Origin of the sequence: Photorhabdus thracensis (genome assembly GCF_001010285.1) — a bacterium.
Taxonomy (GTDB): domain Bacteria; phylum Pseudomonadota; class Gammaproteobacteria; order Enterobacterales; family Enterobacteriaceae; genus Photorhabdus; species Photorhabdus temperata.
Genome location: NZ_CP011104.1, coordinates 3,662,657 through 3,674,539 on the forward strand (window position 1 = coordinate 3,662,657; position 11,883 = coordinate 3,674,539).

The window sequence follows — 11,883 nt, forward strand, 5'->3', positions numbered from 1 at the left end:
TAGTGTTATCCAAGTACGGTAGTTTAGGGAGGTACTAATGACCAAGTCTGAATTAATCGAAAGACTTGCTGGCCAGCAATCTCATATTTCGGCCAAAACCGTTGAAGATGCAGTGAAAGAAATGCTCGACCATATGGCAATAACATTGGCAGATGGTGAGCGTATAGAGGTGCGCGGATTCGGCAGTTTTTCTCTTCACTACCGTGCCGCGCGCGTAGGTCGTAACCCTAAAACGGGTGATAAAGTAGAACTGGAAGGTAAATACGTTCCCCACTTTAAACCTGGCAAAGAGTTACGTGATCGCGTGAATATCTACGATTAAGTTTGAAGATACAAGTTATTGCTTATTCTAAACAGCACCTTTGGGTGCTGTTTTAGATTAATAACAAAGTGTTGACTTTTTGGTCAGCACTTTGATTCTAATAAGGTTCATACAAAAAGAGCTGATTATTATGTTAAGAAAACCTGTCTCCATAATCTTGTCAATCTGACATGATTTCCCAAAAATCATTTAGTACATAAAACCGATGTTGCTATTGATTTTAAATTCATTTGTGATTCCCGCCTTTGCTGAAAAATTGTATCCAAATTGTTACGAGATATGATGAATTACCAGAATCAATCAACCTCATTTCTATAATTTTCGGAATATTCCTATATCTTTCTAAGTGAAATCCATTGCACTATTGATCATCTATTAACCTATAAGTGGTAAGAATATGATGACGATTTTAGTTAGTTGCACTCTTCATGCGGTAAATCAATGGAGAGGCGAATAAGATGGCAAAAGGCTATTATTTGCTCGTTGGTGATAAAACGACCTGCGGTGGAGTCATCATCACTGGTGACCAGACCATCACATTTAACGGGCGGCAACCGCCCGTGAAGGGGATCATGTCACCTGTGGTAAACATTCCGGTACTTACATGATTGCCGGGGGTGTACCCAGTATGTTTAGCATGGGACGACGATTGGCGGGCACATTAGATAGTGTCAGCACCTGTCCCTGTCGGGCCCGGTTGATTAATTCCGTGATGGACAGCTATGAGAAGCAGGAAGAGCCTGCTGACTGGGTTGTTGCTCCCACTAATATGGCGGCGCAGACTGTCTCTTCGCCTGTGAAGGCTGCGGGAAGCGTTTAGCCCGGTCCACTGTCTGTGACACAGGCTCCCCCACCGCCGATACCGGTGTTTACGAAATCCTGCCAGCGGGGCAAAGGCTGTACGGATGCGGGAACCGAAGCTGAACCCGCGAATAACTTTGGCAGAATGGGGATATATCAGGTGCCGTCATCTCCCGCTCCGGTAGCGGTGCAAGAGCCTGAACCGCCTCAGAAAGATGTTGGCTGGACAGAACTGTATACGCTACTGGATTTTCGGATACCAACCAGTATGCAGGTTGATTATGACCTGTTTGAGCATGTTGATTCTGTAATGTTTTTATCCACATCAGAAGTGCGTTGGTAGTCAATAATAGAGGGGCGGTTCTTTTTGAAAGCCAATTCATTTGCGAACAGTTTGAAAAACAAAATCGTAGATGAATTGGTTTAATCAAGAGCTGGGGTTATATAAATAAAGGCGACCAACTTCATTGGATAGTGGCTAACAAACCACTATCCATGTTTAGCATGTTTTTTTCACTGTAGGGCATATCTTGAGTATGAATAATGATAACGAAATGATTTTCTTATCATTTTTTGAGAAAATAATATACTGATTGAGATAACATTAACTTTAATTGTTCATAAATGACCTGATATTATAAATAACATTTCATAATTTTGCTACACATGGCCTTCTTCAACCCATTGTTATATATAGAATTATGAGTAGTATAAGATGTAGCGCTATTTTGGAATCTTATTTATTTCATAATGAATTTTTCTCTCTTTTGATCAACGATAAGTGATGAGACTATCGTGATTATTTTAATTTCAGCTTTTTCTAAGTACAGGTACAGAAATTTTTAATTATGCCTGAGGATATCCATGAATTTCGGTTGGTCAAGAATTTTATTCATTCCTCAGGCGCCGTGTTTTCTGCTTAAGAAAAATGCAGATTGAATAATGTTATTGAATATGAAAAGAAATAGATTCCAAGCATAATCAGAATGACTCCACTGGTATAATTAATAAATTTAATAACACGATGACTGAGCATTTTCCTGGAGAAAAAGATAACAGCATTAATCAATGCTACCCAAAATATAACACCAATAATTGTACCTGATGCACCAATAAATAAACTGTATTTACCTGATGTAATATTGTTGAGTTGAGCACTTACAGACAACCAGAAAATAACATTGTACGGATTTAAGAGTGTTAATAATACACCATCAAAAAATTGCCTGTGATAGGGTTTTCGTATGATATTTCTATTTTCTTCGTTTTTCTTATTCAGAAAACTGGCAATACCAAACCAAATGACGATTAACGCACCTAAAAAACCCAGAATAGGCATAAAAATAGTATCAGAGAATAATTGTAATACTCCAGCACCTAAAAGTAATAAATAAATTATATCGGCAAAGCAAGCGCCTAAACCGAAAATCACGGCGTGAAGACAACTGATATTCAAGTGTCTGCGCATAATTTCTATATTTATAGGACCAACGGGAGCCGCAGCTCCCAATCCTAAAAGAAAAAACGTTCCTAATGTACTCATTACATCAACCATATAATCAATTCCATAGCATGAGATGTTTATTTAGTGATAATCCAATGAAACTTTGTAATGATATTCTGCACCCATCGGAAAAACTACGAATGGCATGGGGTTTCCTAGTATTTATTATGATCAAATCTCCTTGTTCTGGTTTAATAAGGGTGGAAGGCGGAAGCGTGCCTCGCCAATCATTTTCTGCATTATCTTCGATTAACTCGGTGATAGGAATTGCAGGGACATCCCACAGTTCCAGCTCCCCTCCATTTACTGGCATTCTTATATATATATTTACTGAGAATTGCCCTAACAAATTGACAGATTGCTGTTGAAGGCCATCAAAATGAGGTTGTTTTTCAACCATGAAAGAGAGTTCGGGCCTTTTCATAACCCTAGCGATGCCAACGTGCATCTTTTTACCTTCAAAGTTTGCAATACTGGCACCCGCGGACCAGACTTCATCCAGCTCTAAACGCAATTTATCGAAAGGGGCTAACATTGGGGCACAGAAATTTCTGACATTTCTTATTGCGGATAACGCGTTCTCAAAATATTTTTTATAACTATCGCTATCTTTGGGTTTTCCAAAAGTCGTGTTGTAAGATGTACCAACTCTATCAACGCCATAATCCACAAAAATAGTTTTGTCTCCTTTTTTTAAATCATGAGCGTGAAGTTCTAGATTCTCATGAGAGAGGAAAAAATCAGAGAGCTTGTCTGAAATATGACTATCGACATATTTTTTTACATGAATTGCTAACGCTTCATCATTAAATAGTCTAGTGAGATCATTCTGTTGTAAAGAATCAGATAAAATTATTTCATTTTTCATAAAAACCACCTTGTTTGTATTTAACATGATTTGATGATTTTTCACATAAAAATAGAGTGTAAATAGTAATCTAATCTTATTCATGTTTAATCAATGAGATATTAATCACAAAAATCAGATAGTGATTTATGTAATTTTGCAAAATTAGCATTCAATATTAGAGATAATACCTGATGGTAATGGTTTTTTATTTTACATATGATTATTTTATTGCTTTACAGCCTTTACTAATGATTTCAAAAACAACAAATTTAATGGTAATAATAAATAGATAATATAACTTCTTGATAGCTTATATTGCGCGTTTGTGTCTGTAGTACAAGCATGAACTCGCAGTGTGTTTTATTCGATATTTGTGCTGAATATAAAGAGAGAAAATCAAAAGTAATATGCCAAATCTTGACTGTTTGCGAAGCTGCTCACATTTTTCTATGAAATTATTCTTGACCTAAAATTAATCTGCGAAGGTGTTTGATAATTCTTCTGATACCTCTGGCTGCCTTTTAAATAATAAGAAATACTTTGTTGAGTAAAATAAAAGGGTAAGGATAGGGTAAACAAGGATGTGGCTTTCAGTCTTGATAAACAGGATAACGACAAACTGGAAACAGCCTGTTCCAGTAATCAGTGTGAATCAGGCTGCGGTAGCCATTATTGCTGGTATTATACCATTGCTTTTTCTGCCTGAATTACCGCAAAAACAGCAAATTATTGCATTGATATTACTGGCTTCATTCTGTTTGTTTTTGCCATCCTGTCTTTGCCGGATGGTATCAATTTCGTTGCTGGCATTTCTTATCGGATGCTGGCAGGGAAATCATCTGCTCGAACAAATAATCTATCTTAGTGAGAAAGAGCACTTATCGCAGGGAATTGTTGAGAGCTTGTCATTAGGTGATGAAGTAAATGAAGGAAAAAACAGGGTTCTTCTGCGTATTATTGCAGATGAAAATAAAATTATTTTCCCACCACTGTATATCTCTGCTTATTGGAATATTTCGCTTGAATCTCTGTGTGCCGGTCAAAAATGGCAACTAAAAATGAAATTACGGCCAGTTCATAGTCAGCTAAATCAAGCGGGTTATGATAGCCAGCGCAGGGCATTGGCTATCCGCCAGCCTCTAACAGGGAAAGTGATTCACGCTGAATTAATTGACGGGACATGTAGCTTACGCCAGCAACTGGTCAGTCATATTGCTCCGGCTATGCGTGAGTTAAAACACAGTGGCATTGCAATGGCATTAGCATTCGGTGAGCGTCAATGGCTAAGTAAGGAGGATAACTTATTATTACAACAGACAGGTACAGCTCACCTTATGGCAATTTCAGGGTTGCATATTACCGTTGCCAGCATGTTTGGTTGGGGAATGGCAAGGTTATTGCAACTCTTCTTTCCTGTACGCTGGATAGGGCACAAATTCCCACTGATTACCGGCTGGATAGTGGCAATGAATTATGTCTGGCTATCTGGTTGGGGAATTCCGGCTATTCGCGCATTACTTGGATTAACTCTCTGGCTCTATTTACGCTACAGAAATATTCTGTGTTTTCCTTGGCAGTGGGCATTGTGGACAGCCGCAATTATTCTCTTATTTGATCCCTTGACCGTGCTTTCTGATAGCTTCTGGCTCTCCTTCTTTGCTGTGATGGCTCTGATGTTCTGGTTCTACTGGGCACCGTTGACTGAGCCATTTCGTTATGGCTGGAAGTGGCTATGGTTGCGTGGGTTATATATGCAAATGGGCATGATGCTGATGCTTATTCCCCTCCAGTTATTATTATTTCATGGTGTTAATTTTGCCGCTTTATTTGCTAACTTTTGGGCAGTGCCAATCATCTCTTTTATTACGGTTCCGTTGATTATGCTGGCATTAATCAGCACTTTTTGCCCTGTTATTCAGGCTTTATTATGGCAATTAGTCGATTATTCTGTGACCTTCTCTTTGATCCCTTTGCCAGTTTTGCAACAGTCATGGCGTGAAACTGGCCGTTTTCCTCTATTAATCACATTTATTGCCTGGTTTATTGTCATTATCTGGCGATTCGCCTGGTGGCAATCATACAAATTGCTGATTGGCATTTCTTTAGGGGTCATGCTCTGCTATCTGAGGCGCAACGAAGAATATCTATGGCGGTTTTCTATGCTAGATGTTGGGCATGGGCTGGCTGTTATCATTGAAAAAGAGGGCAAGGCACTGATTTTTGATACCGGTAATCGTTGGGAAACCGGCAGTATGGCTGAGAGGGTGATAATCCCTTATTTGCGTTGGCACAGACTAACGCCGGAGCAGATTATTATCAGTCATGATCACCTTGACCATACGGGCGGGCTGGAATTCTTACAACGGAAATATCCTGATATTCCTGTCAGAAGTCCTTTAATTAACAGTGAACATCTTCCATGTATACGCGGTGAACAGTGGCGCTGGCAGGGGTTGAGCTTCCGTGTATTATGGCCGCCGGCAAGATCATTACGTGCGGGTAACAATGAATCCTGCGTTATTCGTGTGGACGATGGTAAATATAGCCTGCTTTTGACTGGGGATTTGGAAAAGCAGGGGGAATATAAGCTGCTGGGAATAGAAAAAGAGAATTTAAGATCGACGATATTGCAAGTTCCACATCATGGTAGTAACACATCATCTACGGCTGCTTTTATTCATACCGTGGCGCCGCAATATGCATTGGCCTCTGTTGCACGCTATAGCCCGTGGCGGCTCCCTTCGGTCAAGGTGCAGCGGCGTTATCGTAAGGCCGGGGCAGAGTGGCGTACTACCGCGGTATCCGGGCAGATAACTGGTTGTTTTTATGGCGATTACGTTGAAGTTTTGGGCTATAGGCAACAAATTATGTCACGTTGGTATCATCAGTGGTTTGGTATTCGTGGTGATCATGAGTAGAATAACCCGCTATTTCTTTTGGTGTTGGTAACTCAATAATGAATGATAAAGACCTTTCTACCTGGCAGACCTTTCGCCGACTATGGCCAATCGTTTTTCCTTTTAAGATTGGGCTGATAGTTGCTGCGGTTGCACTGATCCTTAATGCTGCCGGTGATACGTTAATGCTTTCATTGCTTAAGCCTTTACTTGATGAAGGTTTCGGCAAAGCAAGCAGTGATGTACTGAAATGGATGCCACTGGTTGTGATTGCTTTGATGATTATGCGTGGGCTATCCGGGTTTGTATCAAGTTACTGTATCTCCTGGGTCTCCGGTAAAGTGGTTATGCAGATGCGCCGTCGTCTGTTCAGCCATATGATGGGGATGCCGGTGTCATTCTTTGATCAACAATCTACCGGGACTCTGCTTTCCCGCATTACTTATGATTCTGAACAGGTGGCCTCCTCTTCTTCCAGTGCACTGATTACCGTGGTCAGGGAAGGGGCGTCAATCATCGGCCTGTTTATCCTGATGTTTTACTATAGCTGGCAGCTATCTATGATCCTGATTGTGATTGCGCCGATAGTGTCATTAGTTATTCGTGTCGTATCGGGGCGGTTTCGCAGTATCAGTAAAAATATGCAAAACAGCATGGGGCAAGTCACCGCTAGTGCGGAGCAGATGCTGAAAGGGCACAAAGAAGTGCTGATTTTCGGTGGGCAGAAAGTCGAAGCTGAGCGCTTTAATACAGTCAGTAACCGTATGCGTCAGCAAGGTATGAAGATGGTTTCCGCTTCATCAATTTCTGATCCGATTATTCAGCTTATTGCTTCGTTTGCTTTGGCTTTCGTCCTGTACGCGGCAAGCTTTCCGGATATTATGGAAACACTGACCGCCGGTAAAATTACAGTCGTATTCTCATCAATGATTGCGCTGATGCGTCCATTGAAATCTTTGACTAATGTTAACGCACAATTCCAGCGTGGTATGGCTGCCTGTCAGACTCTGTTTGCTATTCTGGATATGGAACAGGAAAAAGACGATGGCAAATTGGAGCTTAAAAAAGCGAAAGGGGATATTGAGTTCCGTGATGTCACTTTCTGCTACCCGACCAAAGAATTGCCGGCGTTACAAAATATTTCCATGCATATCTCAGCCGGCAAAACTATCGCGTTGGTAGGGCGATCGGGTTCTGGTAAATCCACCATAGCCAATTTGATGACCCGTTTTTATGATATCAGCGCAGGTAACATTTTGCTTGATGGTCATGATTTACGGGAATATACGCTTTCCTCTTTGCGTAGCCAGGTGGCTCTGGTATCGCAGAATGTCCATTTATTTAACGACACCGTAGCGAACAATATTGCTTATGCCAGTGAAAACCAATACAGCCGCGAAGAGATTGAGAAGGCGGCTGAGATGGCCTATGCAATGGACTTTATCAGGAAGCTGGATAATGGACTGGATACCATGATTGGTGAAAATGGTGTTCTGCTTTCGGGGGGGCAGCGTCAGCGTATTGCTATCGCGCGCGCCTTGTTGCGTGATTCGCCGATTCTGATTCTTGATGAGGCAACTTCAGCATTGGATACTGAATCTGAACGGGCAATTCAGGCGGCATTGGATGAATTGCAGAAAAACAGAACTTCACTGGTTATCGCACATCGTCTTTCAACCATTGAAAAAGCGGATGAAATTCTGGTTATCGAAGACGGGCATATTGTTGAACGAGGTAACCATCTCTCTCTGTTGGAGAACAATGGGGTTTACTCACAATTACATCGGATGCAATTTGGGCAATGATTGAACGCATATGGTCAGGCCGTTCATGGCTTTATTTGCTGTTATTACCTTTTTCAGCCCTTTACGGGCTGATAAGTGGCTTACGGCGATTGAGTTATAAAGTGGGGTTGAGTCAATCCTGGAAAGCGCCTGTACCTGTTGTAGTGGTGGGTAATCTGACTGCCGGAGGTAATGGAAAAACTCCGGTTGTTGTCTGGCTGGTGGAGCAGTTGCAGAAAAAAGGTTACCGGGTTGGTGTTGTGTCCCGTGGCTATGGCGGTAAAGCAGAAAATTATCCTTTGTTGGTGACTGACAAGATCACTACGGCTCAGGCCGGTGATGAACCTGTGCTGATCCATCGTCGTACTGGTGCTCCTGTGGCGGTTGCGCCGAAACGGGTTGCAGCAGTAAAAGCGTTACTGGCAGATACGCTATTGGATATTATCGTTACTGACGATGGTCTACAGCATTATGCTCTGCAACGGGATTTTGAAATCGTGGTTATTGATGGCGTACGCCGTTTTGGTAATGGCTGGTGGCTTCCGGCTGGCCCGATGCGTGAATTATCCGGGCGGTTGAATAGGGTTAATGCCGTGATTACCAACGGCGGTACTCCTCAATCGGGCGAATTATCAATGACATTAGCCGGCAGGCTGGCAGTGAATATGGTCAGTGGTGAAAAGCGGGCAGTGAACCGCATACCTCATGCTATTGCTATGGCAGGAATCGGACATCCACCACGGTTCTTTACTACCTTGCAACAGCTGGGTGCTGATGTACAAAAAGAGTATGCATTTGCCGATCATCAAATGTACACCGAAGAGCAGCTGAGTCATCTGGCTGATACAAACCAGAATTTACTCATGACGGAAAAAGATGCCGTTAAGTGCTTTAAATTTGCCCAGCCAAATTGGTGGTATTTACCGGTAGATGCCCAATTACCACAAGAAAAAGGGCAGGCAATGCTGAATAAAATAGATTCTTTATTAGAAGCAAATAAAAAGTTTAAGTAAATTTTACAGTTGAACTAAAGCAGCCCAATATGAGCTGATAGCGAGTAAGGAGGCTGTTCTATCCGCTTCCTTATCAAGCCGTTCTCTTCTTACCAATTCATAAAATTTCAGTAATTATTCCATATTTATTTGATTTTTTATCATTGTTAAATGATATTAAACGATGCATTGTGGATGAGCAACCGTTGTATGAACTTGGTTCAGTCATCGGCAATGTTGGCAGGATACTTGTTGTTTGTATCCATGACATTAAACAAATGTGCTACTCGAATTAAGTGTATTTTAACGTATTGAAACTGAGATGAGGTTCTATTCGAAAACTTAATCAAGGGTAAAAAACATCAAAAACAATAAATTAAATTATTGTGAGATGAACAAATGGGGGATTTATCATGACATTACAATTAAAGATGGGCCGAGTGAAATGGTTTGATGAGAAGAAAGGATATGGTTTTATTTCTCCACAAGATGGGGGACAAGACATATTGGTCAGAAGAAAAGCGATTGCTAATACAAAAAGCAAATCACTCACAGAAGGACAAAATGTAGAATTTTCAATTACTCGCAATGGTTATAGCTTAACTGCAACCGATGTAATTGCATTTTAAGACTTTATCTCATTAGATTATTTTATTTGTCGTTCTTTATGATTAAAGAGAGAGTTCAATCAGTTCTCAGACAAAAGCATAACATCTACTGAGATGGTTCTGAACCTTCATATTTCCTCTATCTGGATTTTTGTGAATGATATTGGGAAAAGGATCGAAAGATCAAATAACAAGAGTTAACGGTGACACCAGGCTTATGTTATTCTGAGCCGCATCAAATGAAAGCTCCATAATCTGGGGGATGTATATGGATCACCGTTTACTCGAAATTATTGCTTGCCCTGTATGTAACGGCAAGCTCAGTTACGATAAAGAGAATTTTGAACTCATCTGTAAGTTGGATCGACTGGCATTTCCTGTACGTGATGGCATTCCCGTTCTGTTAGACCACGAAGCTCGTGAATTACCTCTGGATGAGGGAAAATAAGGCATGTTCACCGTTATTATTCCTGCCCGCTTTGCTTCTACCCGTTTACCCGGTAAACCATTAGCCGATATTCATGGTAAGCCAATGATTGTGCGGGTTATGGAGCGCGCCATGCGTTCTGGTGCTGAACGGGTTATTGTGGCAACTGATAATCACGACGTTGCTGATGTGGTTGTGGCTGCGGGTGGTGAGGCTTGTTTGACTAACGAGAATCATCATTCTGGTACTGAGCGGTTAGCGGAAGTTATTGAAAAATATCAATTCTCCGATGATGAAATTATTGTCAATGTTCAGGGTGATGAACCGTTAATTCCTGAAGAGATTATTAAACAAGTCGCAGAGAATCTGGCGGCTTGCAAAGCCGGAATGGCAACTTTGGCGGTGAAAATCCGTGATGCGGAAGAAGCCTTTAACCCCAATGCGGTGAAAGTGGTGATGGATAAACAGGGTTATGCACTCTATTTTTCCAGAGCGACGATTCCCTGGGAACGTGATCGTTTTATGCAATCACGGGAAATGATTGGTGATAATTTCCTGCGTCATATTGGTATTTATGCCTACCGCGCGGGTTTTATCCGTCGTTATGTACAATGGGAGCCAAGCCCGTTAGAGCAAATTGAAATGCTGGAACAATTGCGGGTACTTTGGTACGGCGAGAAGATCCATGTTGGTATTGCACTGAAAGCGCCGGGAGCGGGGATTGATACGCCAGAAGATTTAGCCGCAGTCAGAGAGGTTTTTGCTGAAATCTAATGACTTGTTTGAACCTATTCTCGGGTTAACGAAAGCGCGTCATTTTATTACTATTTGCGCTTTCGTTTCTCCATGTTATTTCAAGGCGTTGTTTGCCGGTCATTTACCGGTTGAGCATGCTCTGATGTTTGTGGGGGTTCTGAACTTTTCGACGGTTTAATACGTTGCCAGATAGTACCTAAAGTTTCATACCATACCCGTTCTGAATGAGACAGGAAATAAGCGGAGGGCAGGTATTTTTCCCAGGGATGTAAAGAGGATGTGATTGCTAATTGATTTGCCGGGCCGGGAATGGGGTTCAATCCACGTTGTTTAAAGAAAGTTATCGCCCGCTGCATATGATTGGCGGAGGTGACCAAAATAAAAGAGTGCTTGCCAATCAATTTTTCAACCTCATTCGCTTCTTGCTCAGTATCCATGGGTTTTGTCAGTGCGATAGTATCTTCTGCGGGCACTCCCAGAGATTGTGCTACTATAGCGGCGACTTCCGCGCTGCTTTTAGCATTCTCTCCCTGACCTCCGGTAAAGACCATTTTAGCGCCGGGGTTGAGGCGATATAAACGGATGCCTTCTGTTACCCGCGGCAAACTGTTGTTGAACAGGTTTGAACTGGGTGCCCAATTTGGGTTATAAGTGAAGCCACCACCAAGAACGACGATATAATCAACCGGTGGATTGATATCACTGGGATCAGGTTGGTAGGCTTTAGCGTAAACTGATTCCAATGGCAACAGTAGCTTATCGGCAACGGGTTGCAGACTGAGCAGAACCAAAGCAAGCCAACTGAACGTCAGAACTGTTTTCCCTGTTTTTTGCCAACGGGTAAACCACAACAGGAATAAGGCAACAAGTGAAATCAGTAGTATTAATGGCAGAGGCATTACCATTGCACCCAGGTACTTTTTAAATAAAAATAGCATTTAT

The 11,883-nt window shown here is 41.7% G+C and carries 10 protein-coding genes and 2 pseudogenes; 9 read left to right on the top strand and 3 right to left on the bottom strand.

Going from position 1 to position 11,883, the window contains the following annotated elements; genetic code table 11:
* Positions 1-37 precede the first annotated feature (37 nt).
* The 3 genes and pseudogenes from ihfB to VY86_RS25195 all read left to right on the top strand — a co-directional run.
* On the top strand, positions 38-322 hold the full coding sequence (gene ihfB, locus VY86_RS15795; protein ID WP_021325190.1) for an integration host factor subunit beta: 285 nt from the start codon (positions 38-40) through the stop codon (positions 320-322).
* 458 nt (positions 323-780) lie between these two features.
* Positions 781-1,331, top strand: a pseudogene (locus VY86_RS25335) (PAAR domain-containing protein); the annotation flags it as partial.
* A pseudogene (locus VY86_RS25195) lies at positions 1,332-1,466 on the top strand (DUF6392 family protein); the annotation flags it as partial.
* A 576-nt stretch (positions 1,467-2,042) separates the two neighbouring features.
* Here VY86_RS25195 and VY86_RS15810 read toward each other — a convergent pair.
* Together VY86_RS15810 and VY86_RS15815 are read right to left on the bottom strand one after the other, a co-directional pair.
* The gene (locus VY86_RS15810; protein ID WP_046975673.1) at positions 2,043-2,678 is read right to left on the bottom strand and encodes a LysE family translocator; all 636 of its coding nucleotides are present in this window, start codon (positions 2,676-2,678) and stop codon (positions 2,043-2,045) included.
* Positions 2,679-2,682: 4 nt separating this feature from the next.
* Complete coding sequence (locus tag VY86_RS15815; RefSeq protein WP_046976915.1) at positions 2,683-3,495, bottom strand: 2OG-Fe(II) oxygenase family protein; 813 nt, start codon at positions 3,493-3,495, stop codon at positions 2,683-2,685.
* A gap of 563 nt (positions 3,496-4,058) precedes the next feature.
* Here VY86_RS15815 and VY86_RS15820 point away from each other — a divergent pair.
* The 6 genes from VY86_RS15820 to kdsB all read left to right on the top strand — a co-directional run bounded on the left by VY86_RS15820 (position 4,059) and on the right by kdsB (position 10,959).
* Complete coding sequence (locus VY86_RS15820; protein WP_046975674.1) at positions 4,059-6,395, top strand: ComEC family protein; 2,337 nt, start codon at positions 4,059-4,061, stop codon at positions 6,393-6,395.
* Positions 6,396-6,430: 35 nt separating this feature from the next.
* Entirely contained in the window at positions 6,431-8,179 is a 1,749-nt protein-coding gene (gene msbA, locus VY86_RS15825; RefSeq protein WP_046975675.1) for a lipid A ABC transporter ATP-binding protein/permease MsbA, read from the top strand.
* Positions 8,176-9,171 (top strand): tetraacyldisaccharide 4'-kinase, encoded by a 996-nt coding sequence (gene lpxK / locus VY86_RS15830; protein ID WP_046975676.1) that lies wholly within the window; start codon positions 8,176-8,178, stop codon positions 9,169-9,171. Before msbA ends, lpxK begins: the two co-directional genes overlap by 4 nt.
* A 392-nt stretch (positions 9,172-9,563) precedes the next feature.
* A complete protein-coding gene (locus VY86_RS15835) occupies positions 9,564-9,779 on the top strand; it encodes a cold-shock protein (RefSeq protein ID WP_046975677.1) in 216 nt (71 codons plus the stop codon).
* A 247-nt stretch (positions 9,780-10,026) separates the two neighbouring features.
* Entirely contained in the window at positions 10,027-10,206 is a 180-nt protein-coding gene (locus VY86_RS15840; protein WP_036848571.1) for a Trm112 family protein, read from the top strand.
* A 3-nt stretch (positions 10,207-10,209) separates the two neighbouring features.
* Positions 10,210-10,959 (top strand): 3-deoxy-manno-octulosonate cytidylyltransferase, encoded by a 750-nt coding sequence (gene kdsB, locus VY86_RS15845; RefSeq protein ID WP_046975678.1) that lies wholly within the window; start codon positions 10,210-10,212, stop codon positions 10,957-10,959.
* An 80-nt stretch (positions 10,960-11,039) separates the two neighbouring features.
* Here the strand turns inward: kdsB and elyC are convergent, their stop codons facing one another.
* Positions 11,040-11,879 carry an envelope biogenesis factor ElyC gene (gene elyC / locus VY86_RS15850; protein WP_046975679.1) on the bottom strand — a complete coding sequence of 280 codons (840 nt, stop codon included), beginning with the start codon at positions 11,877-11,879 and terminating at the stop codon, positions 11,040-11,042.
* Positions 11,880-11,883: the final 4 nt, after the last annotated feature.